The 22,427-nt window shown below is 62.0% G+C and carries 20 protein-coding genes; 15 read left to right on the top strand and 5 right to left on the bottom strand.

Translation table 11 applies throughout. From position 1 onward, the window contains the following. Positions 1–4 precede the first annotated feature (4 nt). Positions 5–1,354, top strand: coding sequence for an MFS transporter (locus ACNQP3_RS14460; RefSeq protein WP_264317273.1), 1,350 nt, complete (start codon positions 5–7; stop codon positions 1,352–1,354). A 103-nt stretch (positions 1,355–1,457) separates the two neighbouring features. Then, the gene (locus tag ACNQP3_RS14455) at positions 1,458–3,518 is read left to right on the top strand and encodes a TonB-dependent receptor (protein WP_264317272.1); all 2,061 of its coding nucleotides are present in this window, start codon (positions 1,458–1,460) and stop codon (positions 3,516–3,518) included. Positions 3,519–3,554: 36 nt separating this feature from the next. Here ACNQP3_RS14455 and ACNQP3_RS14450 read toward each other — a convergent pair whose 3' ends face one another. Beyond that, on the bottom strand, positions 3,555–4,466 hold the full coding sequence (locus tag ACNQP3_RS14450; RefSeq protein WP_012272379.1) for a LysR substrate-binding domain-containing protein: 912 nt from the start codon (positions 4,464–4,466) through the stop codon (positions 3,555–3,557). Positions 4,467–4,481: 15 nt separating this feature from the next. Continuing rightward, positions 4,482–5,138 carry an HAD family hydrolase gene (locus ACNQP3_RS14445; protein WP_264317271.1) on the bottom strand — a complete coding sequence of 219 codons (657 nt, stop codon included), beginning with the start codon at positions 5,136–5,138 and terminating at the stop codon, positions 4,482–4,484. A gap of 92 nt (positions 5,139–5,230) precedes the next feature. On the opposite strand from ACNQP3_RS14445, the gene lexA reads away from it, so the two are divergent. Genes lexA through ACNQP3_RS14425 form a run of 4 tightly spaced genes read left to right on the top strand, consistent with a single transcriptional unit; the run spans position 5,231 to position 10,970 of the window. Then, complete coding sequence (gene lexA, locus ACNQP3_RS14440; RefSeq protein WP_012272377.1) at positions 5,231–5,848, top strand: transcriptional repressor LexA; 618 nt, start codon at positions 5,231–5,233, stop codon at positions 5,846–5,848. Continuing rightward, positions 5,848–6,468, top strand: a complete 621-nt coding sequence (gene imuA, locus ACNQP3_RS14435) for a translesion DNA synthesis-associated protein ImuA (protein ID WP_012272376.1) — start codon at positions 5,848–5,850, stop codon at positions 6,466–6,468. The genes lexA and imuA overlap by 1 nt, the downstream gene beginning before the upstream one ends. Positions 6,469–6,474: 6 nt before the next feature. After that, positions 6,475–7,893, top strand: a complete 1,419-nt coding sequence (locus tag ACNQP3_RS14430; protein WP_179027606.1) for a Y-family DNA polymerase — start codon at positions 6,475–6,477, stop codon at positions 7,891–7,893. Beyond that, a complete protein-coding gene (locus ACNQP3_RS14425; protein ID WP_264317270.1) occupies positions 7,890–10,970 on the top strand; it encodes an error-prone DNA polymerase in 3,081 nt (1,026 codons plus the stop codon). Before ACNQP3_RS14430 ends, ACNQP3_RS14425 begins: the two co-directional genes overlap by 4 nt. 58 nt (positions 10,971–11,028) lie before the next feature. On the opposite strand, the gene ACNQP3_RS14420 is transcribed toward ACNQP3_RS14425, so the two are convergent. After that, complete coding sequence (locus tag ACNQP3_RS14420) at positions 11,029–11,850, bottom strand: aldo/keto reductase (protein ID WP_012272373.1); 822 nt, start codon at positions 11,848–11,850, stop codon at positions 11,029–11,031. Further along, positions 11,838–12,743: a LysR family transcriptional regulator gene (locus ACNQP3_RS14415; RefSeq protein ID WP_069942606.1), complete on the bottom strand. Its 906-nt coding sequence runs from the start codon at positions 12,741–12,743 to the stop codon at positions 11,838–11,840. The genes ACNQP3_RS14420 and ACNQP3_RS14415 overlap by 13 nt, the downstream gene beginning before the upstream one ends. A gap of 140 nt (positions 12,744–12,883) precedes the next feature. Here ACNQP3_RS14415 and ACNQP3_RS14410 point away from each other — a divergent pair, with 140 nt between their 5' ends. From ACNQP3_RS14410 to ACNQP3_RS14370, 9 genes are all read left to right on the top strand, one after another. Beyond that, on the top strand, positions 12,884–13,582 hold the full coding sequence (locus ACNQP3_RS14410; protein WP_004374230.1) for a CoA transferase subunit A: 699 nt from the start codon (positions 12,884–12,886) through the stop codon (positions 13,580–13,582). A 34-nt stretch (positions 13,583–13,616) separates the two neighbouring features. Then, positions 13,617–14,273, top strand: a complete 657-nt coding sequence (locus ACNQP3_RS14405; RefSeq protein WP_012272371.1) for a CoA transferase subunit B — start codon at positions 13,617–13,619, stop codon at positions 14,271–14,273. 152 nt (positions 14,274–14,425) lie between these two features. Then, positions 14,426–15,844, top strand: a complete 1,419-nt coding sequence (locus tag ACNQP3_RS14400; RefSeq protein WP_012272370.1) for a short-chain fatty acid transporter — start codon at positions 14,426–14,428, stop codon at positions 15,842–15,844. A gap of 79 nt (positions 15,845–15,923) precedes the next feature. Beyond that, on the top strand, positions 15,924–16,466 hold the full coding sequence (locus ACNQP3_RS14395) for a helix-turn-helix domain-containing protein (RefSeq protein ID WP_012272369.1): 543 nt from the start codon (positions 15,924–15,926) through the stop codon (positions 16,464–16,466). 251 nt (positions 16,467–16,717) lie between these two features. After that, positions 16,718–16,894, top strand: coding sequence for an EPS-associated small membrane protein EppA (gene eppA / locus ACNQP3_RS14390; RefSeq protein ID WP_012272368.1), 177 nt, complete (start codon positions 16,718–16,720; stop codon positions 16,892–16,894). A 261-nt stretch (positions 16,895–17,155) separates the two neighbouring features. Continuing rightward, positions 17,156–17,713, top strand: a complete 558-nt coding sequence (locus ACNQP3_RS14385; RefSeq protein ID WP_012272367.1) for a polysaccharide biosynthesis/export family protein — start codon at positions 17,156–17,158, stop codon at positions 17,711–17,713. 25 nt (positions 17,714–17,738) lie between these two features. Then, complete coding sequence (locus ACNQP3_RS14380; protein ID WP_012272366.1) at positions 17,739–18,854, top strand: hypothetical protein; 1,116 nt, start codon at positions 17,739–17,741, stop codon at positions 18,852–18,854. A 19-nt stretch (positions 18,855–18,873) separates the two neighbouring features. Further along, on the top strand, positions 18,874–20,436 hold the full coding sequence (locus ACNQP3_RS14375; RefSeq protein WP_012272365.1) for a GumC family protein: 1,563 nt from the start codon (positions 18,874–18,876) through the stop codon (positions 20,434–20,436). Between the two features lie 11 nt (positions 20,437–20,447). Next, entirely contained in the window at positions 20,448–21,254 is an 807-nt protein-coding gene (locus ACNQP3_RS14370) for a CpsD/CapB family tyrosine-protein kinase (RefSeq protein WP_012272364.1), read from the top strand. A gap of 132 nt (positions 21,255–21,386) precedes the next feature. Here the strand turns inward: ACNQP3_RS14370 and galE are convergent, their stop codons facing one another. Next, the gene (gene galE / locus ACNQP3_RS14365; protein ID WP_012272363.1) at positions 21,387–22,361 is read right to left on the bottom strand and encodes a UDP-glucose 4-epimerase GalE; all 975 of its coding nucleotides are present in this window, start codon (positions 22,359–22,361) and stop codon (positions 21,387–21,389) included. Positions 22,362–22,427: the final 66 nt, after the last annotated feature.

Raw genomic sequence — 22,427 nt, 5'->3', positions numbered from 1 at the left:
ACCCATGAACAACACGCTCGACGTGCGCCAACTGATCGACCAGCAACCCATCGGCCGCTACCAGAAATGGGTGGTGTTCCTCGGCTTTCTCATCATTGCGCTGGACGGCCTGGACGTCGCCATCATCGGCTTCATTGCCCCACAACTGAAAAGCGATTGGCACCTGGGTGCGCAAAGCCTGGGCCCGGTTTTGAGCGCCGCGCTGATCGGCCTGGCGCTTGGCGCGCTGATTGCCGGGCCCCTGGCGGACCGCTACGGGCGCAAGGCGGTGCTGCTGTACAGCGTGCTGCTGTTCGGCATCTGGACCTTGGCCTCGGCCTTTTCACCCAACTTGGACACCTTGGTTGCGCTGCGCTTTCTCACGGGCCTGGGCCTGGGGGCGGCCATGCCCAATGCCAGCACCTTGGTCAGTGAATACGCCCCAGCACGCAGCCGCTCACTGCTGATTACCCTGGCGTTCTGCGGGTTCTCCCTGGGGGCGGCGATGGGTGGGTTCGTCAGCGCCTGGATGATCCCCAACCTGGGGTGGCGCAGTGTTCTGGTGCTGGGTGGGGTGTTGCCGCTGCTGGTCCTGCCGCTGCTGTATTGGCGCCTGCCGGAATCGGTAACGTTCCTGGTCAGCAAAGGTGCAGAGCGCAAGCGCATTATGGCCATTGTCCGCCGCTTGGCACCTGAGCATGTCAACGCCGACACCACCTTTGTCATGCCCGGCAACGCCCCGGCTGCAGGTGGAGCCATCGGCACCATCCTCTCACCGCGCTATCGCTTTGGTACCTGCATGCTCTGGGCGGGCTATGTGTTGGCGCTGTTTCTGGTCTATCTGTTCAGCGGCTGGCTGCCGACGCTGGTGAAGGAGGGCGGTGGTTTTTCGGTCTCGGAAGCGGCCATTGTCACGGCCTGTTTCCAGATAGGCGGCCCGGTGGGGGCGATTTCAGTGGGTTGGGCCATGGACCGTTGCAATCCGCAGCGGGTGTTGATGCTGACGTTTCTGTTCAGTGGCGCGGTTATCTTCACGATTGGCCAAGTGGTGGGGGATTTCGCCTGGCTGTGCGCCATAGCCTGCGCTGTGGGCTTTGGGCTGAACGGCGCGAGTGTTGGCATGAATGCATTGGCGGCGGCCTTTTACCCTACGCAAGCGCGGGCGACCGGGGCCAGCTGGATGAGCGGCATTGGGCGCATCGGCGCCGTGCTCAGCGCCTTCGCCGGGGCTCAGATGCTGGCGTTGGGCTGGAGTTTTGCACAAGTGTTTGCATCATTACTGGTCCCTGCCGGGTTGGCGGCTTTGGCCGTATTGCTGCAAGGGTGGCATGTGAGCAGGGCTTCATCCGTCACTAATGCGACGTATTACCAATAGTATTTACTTCCCATTACCTTTACTCCAGACTCCGCTCCGCCTGCAGGGAGGAACGTGCAGGCATACGGCAAATAACAACAGCAATCTGTCGAAGGAGCGGGGCGTGGACGTCAAGAAAAGTACACTGGCACTGGCAGTGGGCTCGGCCCTGTGCCTGGCAAACAATGCCTGGGCAGCAGCACCGGTTGGGGCGGTGGAGCTGGAACAGATCACGGTGACCGGGGAAAAGATCAACCGCACCCTGGAGCAGACCCAGTCGAGTGTAGTCGTGATCACCGACAAGCAACTGCGCGAGAAGGAAGACCACAACCTGGTCGATGTGTTTGCGCGCACGCCCGGTGTGTACAACCAGTCTGGCAATGAAAACTGGGGGATCCGCGGCGTACCCGTATCCGGCTTCGAAGACCAGGGCCCTGCCACGCTCAACGGTGCGGTGTCGGTGTTTGTCGACGGCGCTGTACAACCCAACCGCGCCTTGACCTTGAGCCCCATGCCGCTATGGGATACCGAGCAGGTTGAAGTGTTTCTCGGCCCGCAATCCACGACCCAGGGCCGCAACTCCTTGGCGGGTGCGGTGGTGATCCAGACCCGTAACCCGACCTTCGACCCCAGCTTTTCGGCGCAGACCAACATGGGGAATTACGGCGAACGCGGGGCGGCCGTGGCCGGTGGCGGTGCGTTGGTCGACAACAAGGTCGCTGGCCGCATTGCCGTGGACTATCAGGAAGGCGATGGCTACATCGACAACACCACCCTGCATGACGATGCCAACCCCACCCGTACCGCCAATGCCCGTGGCAAGTTGCTGATCCTGCCCAGCGACGACCTCGACATCCTGCTGACCTACGCCCACGGTGAAAGCCGCAAGGGGGATAACACGGTCATGCGGCAAAACGGCAAGGTTCGCTATTACAAGATGACCTCCGACACCAAGGCCTTCGACAAGCTGCAGCAGGACACGGTCAGCGCCAAGGTCGACTATCGGTTGGACGATTACTGGTCGCTGACCAGTCTTACCGCCAACACAAGCTCGGACTACGACGCACGCCTGGACTTCGACCAGTCGGCCGACGCCAACCAGGTGGTGTTGCGTCAGCAGGACGGCAACCTGTTCAGCCAGGAACTGCGCCTGAACTACAACGGCGACACCTTGAAGAGCTTCGTCGGGGCCTACTACGGGCACAACACCAACGATTTCCATGATCGCCTGCTCTTCGACAACCAGCTGTTCGGCACTGCCAAGGGCGATACCACAATTGAAAACCAGGCGCTGTTCGGCGAGATCAACTGGACCTTCGTACCGAGCTGGACACTGATCACTGGTTTGCGATACGACCACGAAACCAATGACACTGACATTGACCAGGACGACTTCTCCAGCCCCGGAAAGGTCAGAAAATCGTTTGATGCGGTTCTGCCCAAGCTTGGCCTGGACTATGAATTGGCCGATGGGCAGTACCTGGGCTTCATGGTGCAGAAGGGTTATCGCGGTGGCGGTGTGAACATGCGTGCCGGTGGCGGTCACGAGGCCTACGACCCGGAATACACCACAAACTACGAGTTGTCTTACCGGGGCTCGTTACTTGACGATACGCTGCGCACCCGCGCCAACCTGTACTACACCGACTGGAAAGACCAGCAGGTCAGCGTGCTGGACCCCAACATCGAGTTCGTCCATGTGTTCAATGCCGGCCGCAGCGATATCAAGGGCCTGGAAGTGTCGGTCGAGAAAGACCTGGGCCAGCAGTTGACCCTCAACGGTGCAGCCTCGGTAACCGTTGGCAAGTACAAGGACTTCGTGACCGGCGATGGTCGCGACATGAGTGGCGAAGACTTCCTCTACTCGCCCAAATACAAGATGTCGCTGGGCGCGACCTACCGTTGGAACGAGCGCCTCACCCTCAACACCGACCTCGTCTACCAGAGCACGTCGCCCTCCGAGTACGAGTTTGATGACGCCGGGCAGGTCACCGACGAGCGTCGCAGCGACAATTATTGGCTGGTCAACTTCAATACCGAGTACAAGATTACCCGCAACATTGCCGTGTCCGGTTTTGTGAAAAACGCCTTCGACAAGGAATACATCACCAACAATCGCAGCGGCGACATCCTCGATGTGGGCGCCCCGCGCACGGTAGGCCTGGCGTTGCGTTACGACCTTTGACCCCATGAACCTGCGCTGGCCGTTGCTGGCGCAGGTTCAGTTATCTCGGCTGTACATTCGGCACTCTGCCAACAACGCCAACAAGTTTGGCTCCCGCTCGCGCGCCTTCAGAAACACCACGCCAATGTGCTGCTGCAGGCGATATTGCGGCTTCAAGGCAATCAACCTGACGCGGTTCTCGTACACCGCCGCGATGCGCCCAGGCAGCAGGGCGAAGCCCACGCCTGAACTGACCATGCTCAGCAGGGTGAAGATATCGTTCACCTGCATGGCCACCTTCGGCTCGAACCCGGCCTGCTGGAACACCCGGGCGCCATCGCGGTGTGTGGCGAAGCCCTGGGTCAGGGTAATGAAAGTGGAGTCGGCGAGGTCGGCCAGGTCTACCTCGGCCTGCCCGGCGAAGGGCGAATCAGTAGGTACGGCAAGGAAAATGTCGTCGGAGAACAGCGGCAGTTGCTCGCAGGCCGGGTCGCTGGCGCTTTCGTCGAGGGAGACGAGGATGGCCTCCAGTTCGTGGTTCTTCAGGCGCTGCAGCAGGTCGACGTTGGAGCCCAGGGTCAGGTCGATGTTCAGTTCGCTGCGGCGCAGCTTGAGGCCCATGACCAGCTTTGGCACGGTTTTCACGGTCAGCGAGTAGAGTGCGCCGAGGCGGAAACGTTCGGCGTAGAAACCGGCGGCTTCGCGGGTTTGACGCACCATCTGCTCGGCATCCTGGATCAGCTGCCGGGCTTTCTTTTCCAGCACGTAGGCGCTTTCCAGCGGGATCAGCTGGCGGCCTTCGTGCTTGAACAAAGGGCAGCGCAGCGCGCTTTCCAGCGAATGGATGGCACGGTGCACGCTGACTGCGCTGGTCGACAGCTCGGCGGCGGCGCGGCCGAGGTTGCCGGTGCGCATGAAGGCGAGGAAGGTTTCCAGCTTTTTAAGGGTCAGTTCTTCGTCGATCAGCATGGGGGCCCCAGATGCTTACTGCATGGACTCGATCAGGGCCCACAGTGCAGGGTCGTTGAAGTCATCTATCACCAGCTGTGCACCCGCCGCCAGCAAACGTTCAGCGGTCTGCGTCGTTGCCACGCCCACGGTAAAGATCCCCGCGCCACTGGCAGCGGTCACCCCCGGCAATGAGTCCTCGAAAGCCAGCGCCTGCCTGGCCTCGGCACCCAGCTGCTGCAGCCCGGTGAGGTAAGGCAGCGGGTCTGGCTTGGGCCGCGCCAGTTCCTCGGCCACCAACACATGTTCAAAGCGCTGGCCAAGGCCCATGGCGTTCAGCATGTGCTCGGCGTTCAGTCGCGGTGCGTTGGTCACCACACACATGCCGATGGCATGGGCCTGGGCGTGCTCCAACAGGCGCAGCAGGCCTGGCATGGGTTCAAGTGACGGCGACAGGTCGCGGAACAATGCCTCCTTGCGGTCGGCCAACGCCTGGCACTGTTCGACACTGGCGCCGTTGAACAGCTCGGCGAACAGTTCACCATTGGCGCGGCCACTGACCTGAGCATCGAACTGCGCCTGGCTCAGCTCACGGCCGTCGTGCTCACGCAGCAGTTGGCGAAAGGCCTGCAGGTGCAGGGGGTCGGTGTCGGTAAGGGTTCCGTCGAGGTCGAACAGCAGGGCGGTCAGCATGGGATATCCAGATCAAAAAAACACAAGCCAAGGGATCATAACCAAAGTGGACGACAAAGGGGGCTGGTCAGCGCGCCACGAAAAGAGTACAAATGTGCTCCATGGACAATCTTACCCCCAAGCGCCGCGCCATTTTCGAATTCATCCGCGAGCGCATTGCCGAGCACAGCCAGCCGCCAAGCCTGGCCGATATCGCCACGCGCTTCGGTTTTGCTTCGCGCAGCGTCGCCCGCAAGCACATTACCGCCCTGTGCCAAGCCGGTTACATCGATGTCACGCCTAACCAGGCGCGGGGCATTCGCCTGGCCGAACCGTTGCGCCGGCCGGAGATTCTCGAAATCCCGGTGCTGGGCCAGGTAGCGGCAGGCGCCCCCATAGGCCCGGACCTCGATATCCACGAACAGTTGCTGCTCGACCCCAGCATGTTCCGCCGCACCCCTGACTACCTGCTTAAAGTGCGTGGCGACTCGATGATCGACGACGGCATCTTCGACGGTGACCTGGTCGGCATCCTGCAACAGGCCGACGCCCGTGACGGGCAGATCGTGGTGGCGCGCCTGGACGGCGAAGTGACCATCAAGCGCCTGCAACGCCAGGGCGGCAATTACCGGCTGTTGCCCCGTAACCCGGCCTATGCGCCCATCGATGTGCAGCCAGAACAGGAATTCTTCATCGAAGGCGTATTCTGCGGCCTGCTGAGGCGCGACTGATGGGCGCGGTGGTCGACCTCGACAGGCTGCTCGACCAGCGCCGTATCTGGCGCGGTCGGCAGGCCGAGGCGCGGCCACTCGGGTTGCAGCCAACCGGCCATGCGGCCCTCGACGCCCGCTTGCCCGAAGGCGGCTGGCCGGCGGCAGCACTGAGCGAGCTGTTGCTGGCCAGCCCCGGCTGTGGCGAGTTGCACTTGCTGTGGCCAACCCTGGCCCGGCTGAGTGCAGATGCCAACCGCGTAGTGCTGGTGGCACCGCCCTTCATTCCTTACGCACCGGCCTGGCAGGCAGCAGGTGTGGACCTGCGCTGGCTGGTACAAGTGGACGCCGAACCTGCCGATGCCCTGTGGGCCGCCGAGCAGTGCCTGCGCTCGGGCAGTTGTGCGGCGGTGCTGTGCTGGCCGGAGCGCGCCGATGACCGCGCCCTGCGGCGCTTGCAGGTGGCCGCCGAAACCGGTCAGGCGTTGGCATTCGCCTGCAGGCCGCAGCAGGCGGCGCACAACCCTTCACCGGCAGCACTGCGCATTGCCGTCGACACTCGGCCGGCACAATGGCGCGTGCTGAAAAGCCGTGGTGGCATGCCTCCAGCGCTGCCCATTGCCTGCCCAGGGCGGGGCTGATGCGCCATGCTCTGGGCTTGCATTCTGCTCCCCCAGCTTGCGCTGGATACCGTGCTGCGTGAGCGTGACGACCTTGATACCCCCTTGGTACTCATTGGCGGGCCGACTCAGCGACGTGTGTTGCAGTCGGTCAACATGGCCGCCGCTGCACTGGGCCTGCGAGCCGGGCAAACCCTGACTGCAGCGCGTGCCCTGGCGGATGGCTTCACCTGCGTCGAAGTCGACCCAAAACGCATCGACCAGGTGCAGCAACTGCTGGCAGCCTGGGCTTACCGCTTCAGTGCCCAGGTCAGCCTGCATTACCCTCGGGCGCTGTTGCTGGAAGTAGGCTCCAGCCTGCAACTGTTCGGCCCCTGGCCTTTGTTCGAGGCGCGCCTGCGCCAGGAGTTGGCAGAACTGGGCCTGCGCCAACGCATCGTTCTGGCTAGCAACCCGGTGGCGGCTCGCATGCTTGCCAATGGGCACGATGGCTTGGCCGTGAGCGATGCCGAGGCCACCCGTGCAGCGCTGTTGAGCATGCCCATCACACGTGTCGGCTTGCCGGCAGAAGCCGCCGAAGCTTTTGCCCGCATGGGCCTGCGCCAGCTGGGCCAGGTAGTGGCCTTGCCGCGCGACACGTTGGCCAGACGCTTTTCTGCCCAGGTGCAGTTGCACCTCGACCAGCTGCTAGGCCTGCGCAACCTGGGGCTGGACTTCTATCGGCCACCGGACCGCTTTGAAACCCGTCTCGAACTGAACTTCGACGTCGAATCGCACCAGGCGCTGTTGTTCCCACTGCGGCGCATGCTCAACGACCTTGCTGCCTTTCTGGCCGGGCGCGACTGCGGGGTGCAGCGCTTTTGCCTGTATCTGGAGCATGCCGAGGGGCCAGACACGGTGCTCAAGGTTGGCCTGCTGGCGGCCGAACGCGATGCGTCGATGTTGTTCGAATTGGCCCGTGGCCGCCTGGAGCCGCTACGCATACCCGCACCGGTGCGCAACCTGCGGCTGGTGGCCGAAGACTTGCCACCGTTCGTGCCACAGCATCAGGCGTTGTTCGACCCTCGGGCGCAACAGGCGCAACCCTGGGAGCAATTGCGTGAGCGGCTGCGCGCGCGCCTGGGGGATGAGGCCGTCAAGGGGCTAAGCGCGGCAGCCGATCACCGCCCCGAATGCGCCTGGCAACTGGCAGAGCAGGGCGCTCAAGGCCACATGCCGGTTGCCCCAGGCAGTCGCCCAGGCTGGCTGCTGCCGGCACCGATGGCGCTGGATGGCGCCGGCTATCAGGTGCAGGGTTACGCTGAACGCATCGAATCCGGTTGGTGGGATGGCGGCGATGTGCGACGCGATTACTACCATATCGAAACCCGTGACGGCCTGCGCGGCTGGGCCTACCGCGACTTGAGCCAGGCCGGCCCACTGTGGTTGCAGGGCTGGTTCGCATGAGCACGCCGGGTTATGCCGAGCTGCATTGCCTGTCCAACTTCAGCTTCCAGCGCGGTGCGTCGAGTGCCGATGAGCTGTTCCGGCGCGCGCGCGAACAAGGCTACCAGGCCTTGGCGATTACTGACGAATGCACGTTGGCCGGTATCGTGCGCGCCTGGCAGGCCGCCAAGGCGCATCAGCTGCGGCTCATCGTCGGCAGCGAGGTGCAGTTGCACGACGGGCCCAAGCTGGTGCTGTTGGTCGAGAACCTGACCGGCTACCAGAACCTGTGCGCACTGATCACCCGTGCCCGGCGGCGGACAGAGAAGGGTGAGTACCAGTTGTTTCGTGACGACCTGCAGCAGCACCATCAAGGCCTGCTGGCCTTGTGGGTGGCCGACGACAGTGTTGATAAAGCCACCGGTGAATGGCTGTGCAGTGTATTCGCCGAGCGTCTGTGGCTGGCCGTGCACCTGCACCGGGGCTGTGACGATGCCATGCGCCTGCAGCGTCTGCAGGCACTGGCGGCTGATGTGGGCGTGCGCGCCGTGGCCTGTGGCGACGTACATATGCATGTGCGAGGCCGCCGTGCCTTGCAGGACTGCATGACTGCCATCCGCCAGCATTGCCAGGTAAACGAGGCCGGGCGCTTTCTGTTTGCCAACGGCGAGCGGCACCTGCGCAGCCAAGCGCAACTGGGGGAACTGTACCCGGCCAACTTGCTGGCAGAGACCTTGACCATTGCCCAGCGCTGTCAATTCGACCTCAGCGAATTGAAATACCAGTACCCGTGCGAACTGGTGCCCGAGGGCCACACCCCGGCCAGCTGGTTGCGTGATCTGTGCGAGCAGGGCTTGCCGTTGCGCTGGCCAAACGGGCCAAGTGAAAAGGTGCGCGATGTGCTGGCCAAGGAACTGGCGTTGATCGAAGAGCTTGGTTACGAAAGCTATTTCTTGACCGTGCACGACATTGTCGCTTTCGCCCGCAGCCAGCGCATTCTGTGCCAGGGCCGTGGCTCGGCAGCCAACTCGGTAGTGTGTTTCGTGCTGGGCATCACCGAACTCGACCCTATGGAGCATCACCTGCTGTTCGAGCGATTTCTGTCTCGCGAACGCAACGAGCCGCCCGATATCGATGTGGATTTCGAGCATGACCGACGCGAAGAAGTGATCCAGTACGTGTTCCGCCGCTATGGCCGGCACCGTGCAGCACTGACGGCGGTGGTCAACACCTATCATGCCGCCGGAGCTGTGCGGGATGTGGCGAGGGTGCTGGGGCTGCCTGCCGACCAGGTGGATGCATTGGCCAAGTGCTGTGGCCGCTGGAGCGACCGTATACCCGATGAGCAGCGCCTGGCCGAGGCCGGTTTTGAGGCCGGCAGCCCTTCGCTGCGGCGGGTGCTGGTACTTGCTGGTGAACTGATCGGCTTCCCCCGGCACCTGTCGCAACACCCAGGTGGCTTCGTCATCTCCCAGCAACCGCTCGACCAGTTGGTGCCAGTGGAGAATGCGGCCATGGCGCAGCGTACGGTGATCCAGTGGGACAAGGACGACCTGGACATGGTCGGCTTGCTCAAGGTCGACGTGCTGGCGCTGGGCATGCTCAGTGCCTTGCGCCGTTGCTTCGACCTGCTGCAGCGCCACCGTGGCCGGCAGCTGACCCTGGCGACCATCCCCAGCGAAGACCCAGCCACCTACGCCATGATCAGCCGCGCCGAGACCATGGGTGTGTTCCAGATCGAGTCACGCGCGCAAATGGCCATGTTGCCCAGGCTGCGGCCCACCACGTTCTACGATCTGGTCATCGAAGTGGCCATCGTCCGCCCCGGTCCGATCCAGGGCGACATGGTTCATCCGTACCTGCGCCGGCGCCTGAAACAGGAGCCGGTGACGTACCCGTCCGCGCAACTCAAGGCAGTCTTCGAACGTACGTTGGGTGTACCGCTATTCCAGGAGCAGGTGATGGAACTGGCCATGGTCGCAGCCGACTATACGCCGGGCGAGGCTGACCAGTTGCGCCGCAGCATGGCGGCCTGGAAGCGCCATGGGGGCCTGGAACCGCACCGCGAGCGGCTGGTACAGGGCATGCTGCGCAACGGTTACGAGCTGGCGTTTGCCCAGCGCATCTTCGAGCAAATCAAGGGCTTTGGCAGCTATGGCTTCCCTGAATCGCATGCGGCCAGTTTTGCCCTGCTGTGCTACGCCAGCAGTTGGTTGAAGTGCCATGAGCCGGCGATCTTCACGTGTGCGTTGGTCAACAGCTGGCCGATGGGCTTCTACAGCCCTGACCAGTTGCTGCAGGAGGCTCGCCGCCAGGGTATCGAGGTGCGGCCCGTAGACGTTTGCCACAGTGAATGGGACTGTACCCTCGAGCCTGATGAGCATGGCACGTTGGCCATTCGCATGGGCTTGCGCCTTGTGCGTGGCCTGGCCGAAGCCGATGCCAGGCGTTTGCAGCAGGCAAGGGCGCAACGGCCATGGCGCGACGTCGAAGACCTGTGCCTGCGTGCCGGGCTCGACTCACGGGCCCGAGCCCGCCTGGCCGATGCCGGAGCGCTGCGGGCCTTGGCCAGCGATCGGCATCAGGCACGCTGGCAGGTGGCAGCGGTGCAGCCGCAGCTGCCGTTGTTCGCCGACGTGCAAGCCTTGCCGGAAGTGGCGGTGGCTTTGCCTGCACCTACCGTGGACGAGGACCTGGTAGCCGATTATCAAACCCTCGGTACTACGCTTGGCCCGCATCCACTGGCCCTGCTGCGCTCACGCCTGAGGGCGCTGGGGTGTCGTAGCTCGAGTGAGCTGCAAGGTGTCGAGCATGGCGACACCATTGCCGTGGCCGGGCTGGTAGTAGGCCGCCAACGGCCCCAGACCGCGAGTGGAGTGACCTTCGTTACCCTGGAGGATGAGCACGGGATGGTCAACGTGGTGGTGTGGCGGGATATTGCCGAACGGCAGCGGCGAGCCTTGGTGGGGTCTCAGCTGCTCAAGGTCAGTGGGCGGCTGGAGCAGGAGAATGGTGTGCGGCACTTGATTGCACGGCGGCTGGAGGATGTGAGCCCGCTGTTGCAAGGGCTGGATGTGCGTAGCCGGGATTTTCATTAACCGTACGCTAATTGTATGAGCGGCCCAAGGCCGCTCATACAATTAGCAGTGCTACCACTCAGACCATCGCTAACCGCTGCTTGCGCGTGGGTGCCGGGAACGCCCGATCAATCGCTCGCAGGTCTTCGCGGGTCAAGGTCAGCGCACCCGCAGCCGCATTCAGCCGCACATGCTCGGGCGTCACCGCCTTGGGGATGGCAACCACCCCGTCATCACGGGTCACCCAGGCCAGGCTAACCTGGGCCGGTGTGGCGCCATGGCGCTCGGCGATTTCTGCCAGTACCGGGTGTTGCAACAAGCGCCCGCCTTGGGCCAGCGGGCAGTAGGCCATGGTCGGTAATGCACGCTTTTCGCACCACGGCAGCAAGTCGAATTCGATGCCACGTTGGGCCGGGTTGTACAGCACCTGGTTGGTGGCACAGTCAGGGTTGTGCAGTTCGCGCAGGTCATCGACGTCGAAGTTGGACACGCCCCAGCGCTTGATCTTGCCTTGCTCGCGCAAGCGTTCGAAGGCTTCGACGGTTTCCTCCAGCGGGTGCTGGCCTCGCCAGTGCAACAGGTAAAGATCGATGCAGTCGGTGCCCAAGCGCGTGAGGCTACGTTCGCAGGCGGCCGACATGTTGCGGCGGCCGGCATTGTGCGGGTAGACCTTGCTGACCAGAAACACCTGCTCGCGGCGCCCGGCAATGGCCTGGCCAACGACTTCTTCCGCCCCCCCTTCGGCATACATCTCGGCGGTGTCGATCAGGTTCAGGCCCAGCTCGATACCCTGTTGCAGGGCCGCCACTTCGTCAGCCTTGCGCGCAGGGTCTTCCCCCATGTACCAAGTGCCCTGGCCGATGGCCGGGACCTGCGTACCTGCCAGTTTCACATAACGCATGTCACCTCCGGGATGCGGGTATTGGAAAGCAGAACTTCAAGCAGCGCTTGCGCTGCGGTGGAAAGCTGGTGCTCGCTGAGCGCAATCACGCCAATGCGCCGCTCGACGACAGGCTCGACCAAGGTCACGCAACGGGCGCCCAGCTCCTGCATCTGGTTGATGCACAGCGCCGGCACTGCACTGACCCCCAGGCCGCTGGCGACCATGCGGCCAATGGTTGTCAGCTGGTGGCTCTCGAAGGCCACTGCCAGCTTGCCGTGTTGGGCCGCCACATTCTGCTCCATCAGCAGGCGCACCGCCGAAGGGCGTTGCAGGGCCACGAAATCTTCGGCCATCAGCTGTGCCCAGCTGACCTGGGGCAGCAGTGCCAAGGGTGAGTCGGCGGGCAGCACTGCAACGAAGCGGTCCATGTACAGCGGGTGAAAGTCCAGCCCATCGATGTTATCCGGCTCGAAGCCGATGCCCAGTTCGACGCGGCGATGGCGAACCAGTTCCTGTACCTGTTCGTTGATCACGTCATGCACGGTGACGTTGACCTTGGGGTAGCGTTGGCGAAACACCTTGAGCGAATGGGGCAGCAAATTGCCGGCGAAGGCCGGCATGGCCGCCACCGACACGCGGCCCAGTTGCAGGGTGAAGCGCTGGCGCAGCATCTCCTCGGTGTCGTCCCAGTCGGCCAGCAGGCGCCGTGCCAGTGGCAGTAGCACTTCGCCTTCGGCGGTCAGGCTGACGCTGCGCGTGGTGCGGCTGAGCAGGGCGCCGCCAAGGTTTTCTTCCAGGGCCTTGATGGTCAGGCTCAAGGCCGGTTGCGAAACATGCAGGTGTTCACCGGCCTGGGCGAAGCTCTGGTACTTGGCCACGGCGACAAAGGCGCGCAGTTGCTTGACGTTCATGTCGGGCCTATTGTTTGTTTTGTAAAAGTTATCAATCGATGACGAAAACAAAATTAACAAATCAGTCGCTTGCGGTGAAGATGTCTGCACACGCTCACCGACAGCCTCGTCGGTTCAACAACTACAAAAGGCGGATCAGCATGGCCGGACTGGACAAGCGCGTTGCAACCTATGAACAGGCCCTCGAAGGCCTGACCGACAACATGACGGTACTGGCCGGTGGCTTTGGCCTGTGCGGCATCCCGGAAAACCTTATCAGCGAAATCAAGCGGCGTGGCGTCAAGGGCCTGACGGTGGTCTCCAACAACTGCGGCGTCGACGGCTTCGGCCTGGGTGTGCTGCTGGAAGACCGGCAGATCCGCAAGATGATCGCCTCCTACGTGGGCGAAAACGCCGAGTTCGAGCGCCAGCTGCTCAGCGGCGAACTGGAAGTGGAACTGACCCCGCAGGGCACCCTCGCCGAAAAAATGCGCGCAGGAGGGGCCGGCATCCCGGCGTTCTACACTGCCACCGGCTACGGCACACCGGTAGCCGACGGCAAGGAAGTGCGCGAGTTCAAGGGCCGCAAGTACATCCTCGAAGAATCCATCACCGGTGACTTCGCCATCGTCAAGGGCTGGAAGGCCGACCACTACGGTAACGTGGTGTACCGCAACACCGCGCAAAACTTCAACCCGCTGGCGGCCACCGCCGGCAAGATCACCGTGGTCGAAGTGGAAGAAATCGTCGAGCCGGGCGTGCTGCTGCCCAGCGAAATCCACACCCCGGGCATCTACGTGGACCGTGTCATCGTCGGCACCTTCGAAAAGCGTATCGAAAAGCGCACCGTCAAGGCCTGAGCGCCATCACCAGAACAACAAAGAGATCCTGACCATGGCACTGACCCGCGAACAGATGGCACAACGCGTCGCCCGTGAACTGAAGGACGGCTACTACGTCAACCTGGGCATCGGCATTCCGACCCTGGTGGCCAACTATGTACCGGCCGATATGGATGTGATGCTGCAGTCGGAAAACGGCCTGCTCGGCATGGGCGAATTCCCGACCGAAAGCACTATCGATGCCGACATGATCAATGCCGGCAAGCAAACCGTCACCGCCCGCCGCGGTGCCTCGATCTTCGATTCGGCACAATCGTTCGCCATGATCCGTGGTGGCCACGTCGACCTGACCGTGCTGGGTGCTTTCGAGGTGGACGTGCAGGGCAACATCGCCTCGTGGATGATCCCGGGCAAGCTGGTCAAGGGCATGGGTGGCGCCATGGACCTGGTGGCTGGCGCCGACAACATCATCGTCACCATGACCCACGCCTCCAAGGATGGCGAGTCCAAGCTTTTGCCCCAGTGCAGCTTACCGCTGACCGGTGCCGGTTGCATCCGCAAGGTGCTCACCGACCTGGCCTACCTGGAAATCGAAGACGGCGCGTTCATCCTGCGCGAGACTGCGCCGGGGGTGAGCGTCGAGGAAATCATCGAGAAAACCGCCGGCAAGCTGATCGTGCCGGATGATGTGAAGGAAATGACCTTCTAAGGCATTACACGATCCTACCCTGTGGGAGCGGGCGTGCCCGCGAATGCTGCGGTGAATTTACCGATGCATTCGCGGGCATGGCTGTTCCCACAGGGTTTTGTGTTTTCTGGCAACACGTGTCACCTCATAAAACCAATAAAAGGAATTCAACTGTGGCCGCTGAAATTCAAGACAGCCGTTCCGCGCGCTTTGCCTTGCGCTGCTCCAACTGGGCCGAACGCTGGTTCCCCGATTCCTGGGTGTTCGCCGCCTTGGCGGTGCTGCTGGTGTGCATTGGCGCACTGGCCATGGGGGCCAAGCCGACCGACACCGCCAAAGCGTTTGGCGACGGTTTCTGGAGCTTGATCCCGTTCACCATGCAGATGGCCTTCGTGGTCATTGGTGGCTATGTGGTTGCCAGTTCGCCGCCCGCCGCGCGTCTGATCGATCGCCTGGCGCGCATCCCCGGCAACGGTCGCTCGGCCGTGTGCTGGGTAGCGCTGATATCGATGCTGGCCTCCTTGCTCAACTGGGGCCTGTCGCTGGTGTTCGGTGGTTTGCTGGTACGCGCCCTGGCGCGGCGCACCGACCTGAAAATGGACTACCGCGCCGCCGGTGCGGCTGCCTACCTGGGCTTGGGCGCGGTGTGGGCGCTGGGCCTGTCATCGTCGGCGGCGCAGCTACAAGCCAACCCGGCCAGCCTGCCACCCTCGATCCTGTCGATTACTGGGGTGATCCCGTTCACCGAAACCATTTTCCTCTGGCAGTCCGGCGTGATGTTGGCGGCGCTGGTGGTGGTCTCGCTGGTGATCGCCTACGCCACCGCCCCGGGCCCGAACAGTGCACGCAGCGCTGAAGACTGTGGTGTCGACCCCACCTTCACGGCGCCGCCCGCACCGCAACGTACCCGCCCAGGTGAGTGGCTGGAGCACAGCCCCATCCTGATTCTGCTGCTGGTGGCCCTGGCCGCTGGCTGGCTGTACCAGGAGTTCGCCACCAAGCCGGCGATTACCGCTATCTCCGGGCTGAACACCTACAACCTGTTGTTCATCATGCTCGGTGCCTTGCTGCACTGGCGCCCGCGCAGTTTCCTTGACGCGGTGGCGCGTGCCGTGCCGACCACCACGGGGGTGCTGATCCAGTTCCCGCTGTACGGTTCGATCGCCGCCATCCTCACCCAGGTGAAGGGTGTCGACGAACAGACCCTGGCCCACCATATTTCGTTGTTCTTCACCCAGATTGCCACCCATGACACCTATGCCGTGCTGATGGGGGTGTATTCGGCGGTGCTGGGCTTCTTCATCCCCTCGGGCGGTGGCAAGTGGATCATCGAGGCCCCCTACGTGATGCTGGTGGCGAATGACCTGCAGTACCACCTGGGCTGGGCGGTGCAGATCTACAACGCCGCCGAAGCTTTGCCGAACCTGATCAACCCGTTCTACATGCTGCCGCTGCTGGGCGTACTGGGGCTCAAGGCGCGCGACCTGATCGGCTTCTCGTTCGTGCAGTTGCTGGTGCATGTGCCGTTGGTGCTGGTGTTGCTGTGGGCACTGGGTACGACGTTGCAGTACGTACCGCCAGTGATGCCTTGATTGAAGGCCATCCCTGCAGGCTTGGCGTCAGCTTTCAGACGCGTATCATGGCTGCCTCAGCCTGGGAAACACGCGTTACATGTCTATTCGATTGAAACTGCTGCGTAAGAAACTGGGGATGACCCTGGAAATGCTCGCCGAAAAGACCGGCATGACCAAAAGCTACCTGTCCAAGGTCGAGCGCGGCCTCAACACGCCCTCGATCGCGGCGGCGCTGAAACTGGCACGGGCGCTGAACGTCAATGTCGAAGAGCTGTTCGCCGAAGAACAGGCTGGGCAGAGCCGCTACAGCCTGGTGCGCCATGGCCAGCGCCAGGCGTTGGTAGGCGATGGGCAAGGGCCGGGATACGCGGCCCTCACCAGCCAGGTCGGCCAACGCAGCCTGCTGCCGTTCCTGATTCAGCCACCCTCCGAATTCAGTGACCCCACGTTCAAGGAACACCAGGGCGAGGAGTTCCTGTTCGTGCATGCTGGCCAGGTGGAAGTGGACTTCATGAACGAACGGGTGCTGCTGGAACAGGGCGATGCCCTTCATTTCAACGCCCAGACGCCGCACCGGCTACGCTCGGTAGGTGTCACGCCGGCGCAGTTGCTGGTCGTGGTTCACCACGCAGACGAGTGAAACCTCTGGGGGCAGGGCATGCCCCCTATGCGTTCTCAGCCGTGAAACGCAGCCTCCGCCCTGATAGCGCGCCCTTGCATAAATTGCATGTCGATATTTTGACGAAAGCCCCCATCGCCCATTGAATTTTATTATGGTGTCGGATCATTGACGTAATGTCATTGTGCCCATAAGCTCAAGTCAACAAAGAAACAACTCCCGCCACACCGCGCTAATAACTATTTGATTTTTCCTGTTTTCTGGAGGGGTGTATGCGCACGACTCTGATTATCAAATCGATGTTTTTGCTGGTAATGCTGAGTGGCGCTGCGCGCGCGGCAGATTCGTATATAAATCAGAACAGTATCATTCCTGTTTCAACTGCCGGCTGGTTCTTTGCCTTTGCCGTCATCGGCTTTGTAGCCGTTGCCAACCGCAGAAAGATCTGAACCGCATGCCTGGCATGTGAAGGGATGCATGCCGCAAGCGCAAGACCTGGCTTGTGAATTCTTCAACCGTTGCTATATTCCCAGTAGCCTGTATAGGCCCATGTCTGCAGGGTGTTGCAGCCCACGTCTACAGCGTCAAGGTAAGGGCCTCCAGGAAGGTCGAGGCCATCGCGGCAGCGGTACGTCGCGAAGCGGAGCGAGAGTTGGTGTGTTGTTCTCATTCAGTGCTCTTTGTCGGGCCATTTGGCCGGAGGGACCCTCATGGTGCGTTCAATGTTTGCCGCGTTCTGCCTGCTGACGGTGTGGTCTGGCGCCGGTAACGCCGACCAGAGCAGTGCTGCCTATCTGCTCAGCCCCGGCGATGTGGTGATGGTTTCGGTGTGGCAGGAAGACAGCCTGCGTCAAGAAGCCACCGTTCTTCCCGATGGCAGTATCACCTTCCCCCTGGCCGGGCGCATCAATGTCGCCGGCCTGGATGTGACGGCAGTCGAAAAACAGGTGGCTGCCAAACTCGAAAAGTTCCTTCCCGACCCTAACGTCAGCGTTGTCGTCAAGAGCATCGCCGGCAACATGGTCTACGTACAAGGCAAAGTGATCAAGCCTGGGCCGGTGCAAATGGCAGGCCCTACGGCGGTGCTTCAAGCTTTGAGCATGTCGGGTGGCCTGGACAAGTTTGCTGACGAAAGCGAAATCAAGGTGGTCCGTGGCGCAGGCGCTTCCCAAAAGATCCTGCCCGTGCGATATAAGGACCTGGTGTCTGGGCGGGACATGTCCACCAACATCCAACTTCAGGCTGGCGATACGCTGGTCGTTCCTTGATCTTGCCTTTTAATAAGAACATTTAATGCCTCTTCTTAGAACAACTAGCATTGCAACGGCAATCTTGGCCTTGCCGTTTACGGACGCGGTCCTGGCGGCAAATTGGCAGTCTACGGTGGCGGTACCGACATCCGTCGAATATGACAGCAACCCTTTGTTGCTGACCTCGGGGGAGAAGGGCATAACGCGCACGATCATTGCGCCTGATTACACCCTGATCGGTACGTTCGACCGTGACGAATTGAGGTTGGGGCTGGGCATGCATGTGTTGCGCTCGTCCGACACGGATATAGTCGATGACCGTGAAGATCCCGATATCAGCCTGGGCTGGCAGCGCACCACCGAGCGTGGGCGGTTCGGCCTGGTGGCGCGCTACAACGAAAGCTCGACGCTGTCGGGGACAGTGCTGGACACCGGGGTGATCACCACCGACGGTACGCAAAAGCTCTACACCCTGACGGGCAACTGGAGCCAGGCGGTAACTGAACGCAGCACCTTGAGCAACGAAACCACTTACAACCGTGCCCGTTATGACATCAGTACGCTGACGGGCTACGAGGAGCTGGCGAACGTATTTACCTGGACTTACGCCTGGAGCGAGCGGGCCGATGTGTACACCCGCTTTGGCGCACGACGCTATGAGCCTGAGCAGGACCTTACCGCGACCGCCTCCAACAGCTACACCCCTGCAGTCGGCGTCAAGTACCAGCTTGCCGAAGGTTTGAGCGCCGATGCCCACATTGGCGTCAACCAGGTGTCTGGTGACGACGGCGGCCGGCGTGGGGAGGGTGGGGTTGCGTTGCTGTACACCGGCCCGCGTGCCGATGCCAGCTTTACCGCCGAACGCAGCACGGTGGCCAGCGCCGAAGGCGGTTTCGCCGAGCTGGACCAGGTACGTGGTGTATGGAGCTACGCGGTGGCCGAACTGACTCGGGTGGGCGCCGACGCGGCCTGGCAAGACAGCAAAGGGCAGTCGCCCAACACGCTGCAGACTTACAGCGTATGGGCCAGCCGCCAGTTTTCGCCTTACTGGGACCTGCGCCTGTCACTGATGTACAAGGAACGGCAACAGGACCATGTACCGGATGCGACCGCAACGATCGTTGGTTTGACGTTGACGTACAGGTACCCCGACATCTGAACCGCAGGCAGGTGGCCCCATGAAGTCTGACTACGAGCTCTCCCTCAGAGATTACATCGCCATTATCAAGGACAGAGCCCTGGTGCTAGGGGTGAGTGCCGCAGTCATTCTTGTCGCGACCGTCGCCGTCGCCTTGATGGTGCCGCCGATCTACCAATCGACCGGCACCATTCTGGTGGAGTCGCAGCAGATTTCGCCCGAGCTGGTGTCGACCAACAACACCAGCTTTGCCGATGAGCGCATCGAGGTGATCCGCCAGCGGGTGATGACCCGTGAAAACCTGCTGCGCATCATCGGCAAGTACGACCTGTTCGCCGACAAACGCCTCAGTGAAAGCGACAAGATCGACCAGATGCGCAACGCCATCGTGGTCGAAACCCTCACCACCTTTGTCCGTGGCCGTGGTGAAGCGACCGTGGCGTTCAATGTGTCGTTCGAGCACAAGCAAGCGCAAGTGGCCAAGGAAGTCGCCGACGAGTTGGTGACGCTGTTCCTCAACGAAAACCTCAAGCAGCGCACCGAGCGGGCCAACGAAACCACCGAGTTTCTTACCCAGGAAGCCAACAAACTGGGCGCCGAACTGGCCAGCCTGGAAAACCAGCTGGCCGATTTCAAGCAGGCTCATGCCAATGCGTTGCCCGAGCACCAGACCCTGCGCATGAACATGCTGTCGCGTTCGGAGCTGGAGTTCCGCGAAGTCGACCGTGACTACAAGGCTGCCCAGGAAGAGCTGCGCTACCTGGAGCTGGAACTGTCCGCGGCCAATGCCGGCCTGGCGACCAAAACGACTGAGGGCACCAGGCCAGCCTCTGCCGACCAACCCCAGGACCTGCCAAGCCTGAAGGCCGAGTATGCCCGGCTGCTGACCCGCTACAAGGACGCCCACCCGGATGTGGTGGCGATCAAACGCAAGATCCAGGCGCTCGAAGCCAGTGGCGATCGTACGGCGGCAGCGTCCACGGTCAGCCTCGACGTGGCCCGTGTGCGCGCCAAGATGAGCGCTGCCCAGGAGCGGATTGCCTCACTGTCCGAGCAGAAGCGTGAGCTGACCAAGAAGATGGAAGGCTATGAAGCCGAGATCCTCGAAGCACCGCAGGTCGAGCGCGGGTTGGTGACCTTGATGCGTGACCACGACAACGCACGTAAAAAGTATGAAGAAATCCGCGCCAAGGAAATGGGCGCGAAGATTACCGAAAGCCTCGAGCAGGAAAACAAGGCCGAACGCTTCGTGCTACTGGAGCCCCCTCTGCTGCCTGAGAAGCCGATCAAGCCAAACCGCAAGAAAATCGCGGCGCTTGGCCTGGTGCTGGCACCTGCTGGCGGCGGTGCGCTGGTGATGCTGATGGAAATGCTCAATCAGCGCGTGCGCGGTGTTGGCGCCCTGGAAAACCTGCTGGGTAAACGGGTTTTGGTTGCGGTGCCCTATATCGATACCAGGGCCGACGTGGCCAGGCGCAAGCGCTGGCGCAACCGGCTGATCCTGGCGGCACTGGCGTTGGCGGCTATCATGGTAGTGTTGGTGCACATGTTCTACATGCCACTGGATGTGCTGTTGTTCAAAGTCATGTCTCGGTTTGTATAGGGAAAGCAGTGATGGACAGGACCAAGCCGGCTGTTGGCAATAATCTTCATCAGGTTACCCCAGGCACACCCCAGGCACTGTCTCCCGCCCCCGGTACGGCGCTGGCAGAAGTGCCGGGGCAGTTCGACTACGTGAATACCAAGGTGGTGCCCCTGCGTGCGGACCACCTGGAGCGCCACCGCATCGTGGCGTACAACAAGAACTCCAACATGAACGGGCCGATCGACCTGCTGCGCACGCAGGTGCTCAGGGCCATGGAGGAAAACGGCTGGCGCACGCTGGCGATCACCTCGCCAACGCCTGAAGCGGGCAAGACGGTGCTGGCGATCAACCTGGCCATGAGTATTGCCCACCACACCACCAAGACGGCGTTGCTGGTGGACTTCGACCTGCGCCGGCCCAAGGTTGGCAGCACCCTGGGCCTGCCCATGGAGCAGGCGTTGAACGAGTTCCTGACGGACAAGGCCGAGTTGCAGGAATGCCTGGTCAACCCGACCTTGCCGCGCTTTGTGGTGCTGCCAACGCGGGTGCCAGTCCCGCTGTCCACCGAGATGCTGTCGTCGCCCAAGGTGAACAACCTGATCAGCGATTTGCGCAACCGCTACGAGTCGCGTATTTGCATTTTCGATTTGCCACCACTGCTCAGCTCGGACGATGCGATCACCGTGATACCCAAGTTCGATTGTGTGTTGCTGGTGGTGGCCAACGGGATGAACAACAAAAAGGAAATCGAGGATTGCCTGCATCACCTGGCCACGGTGAACCTGATTGGGACGGTGTTGAACAAGGCGGACGAGCAACCGCGGACCTATTACTGATTGTCGGGCTGCTTTGCAGCCCATCGCGACACAAGGCCGCTCCCACAGGTGCAGCGCAAAAATCGACCATTTGCGCTGCACCTGTGGGAGCGGCCTTGTGTCGCGATGGGGCGCAAAGCGCCCCCAAGATCCTCAGCCCTGCTGCACAGTCCAGGGATACTGCAACTCCCACTGCCAGGCATGCCGCACAATCTGCTCCAGCGAGGCAAACTCTGGCCGCCAGCCCAATACCTGTATCGCCTTGCTCGCATCAGCCACCAGCCGTGGCGGGTCGCCAGCGCGGCGCGGCGCATCGAGGGCATTGATCTGCCGCCCGGTCACCGTCCGCGCCGTATCGATCACCTGCTGCACCGAAAAGCCCAAGCCGTTGCCCAGGTTGAACGCGGTACGCTCGCCACCTGCCAGCAAATAGTCCACTGCCAACGCATGGGCCGCCGCCAGGTCTGCAACATGCACGTAGTCACGTATGCAGGTGCCATCCGGCGTATCGTAGTCGCGGCCAAACACGGTCACCGCCTCCCGCCGGCCAGATGCCGCCTGCAGGATCAATGGAATCAGGTGGGTTTCCGGGTCGTGACGTTCCCCCAGTTGCCCTTCGGGGTCAGCGCCTGCGGCATTGAAATAGCGCAGGCAAACCGACTTCAAGCCATAGGCACGGTCGAAGTCCTCAAGAATCTGCTCGACCATCCATTTACTCAGCCCATATGGGTTGATCGGCCCCTTGGTGTGCGCTTCATCGATCGGCACGTACTGTGGGTTGCCATAAACGGCGGCACTCGAAGAAAACACCAGGTGCTTGATGCCGGCATTCACCATGGCCTGCAGCAGGGCAAGGGTGGCTGCGACGTTGTTCTGGTAGTACTTGCCGGGCGCGCTGACCGACTCGCCCACTTGAATGAACGAGGCAAAATGGAACACCGCATCGAAGCGACAGACGCCAAACAGCACATCCAGTGCGGCCTCGTCGGCAATGTCGAGCTTGGCCCACTGGATGCCCGGGCCAGGCCAGACCAGGTCTGCCACCACCACTTCGTGGCCCACAGCAAGCAGGTGCTTGACCATGTGCGAGCCAATGTAACCCGCGCCACCCACCACCAGAAATTTCATCCCTACCTCCTGGAAACTGCTGTTTACAGACGCAGCGAACCCTCCCTGAAACGTGCAGGTGGGATG

The sequence above is a fragment of the Pseudomonas sp. LFS074 genome, assembly GCF_047978165.1.
In the GTDB taxonomy this organism is placed as follows: Bacteria; Pseudomonadota; Gammaproteobacteria; order Pseudomonadales; family Pseudomonadaceae; genus Aquipseudomonas; species Aquipseudomonas putida_P.
The sequence above is the reverse complement of the archived record's forward strand: the minus strand, read 5'-3'. Positions and strand labels throughout refer to the sequence as shown.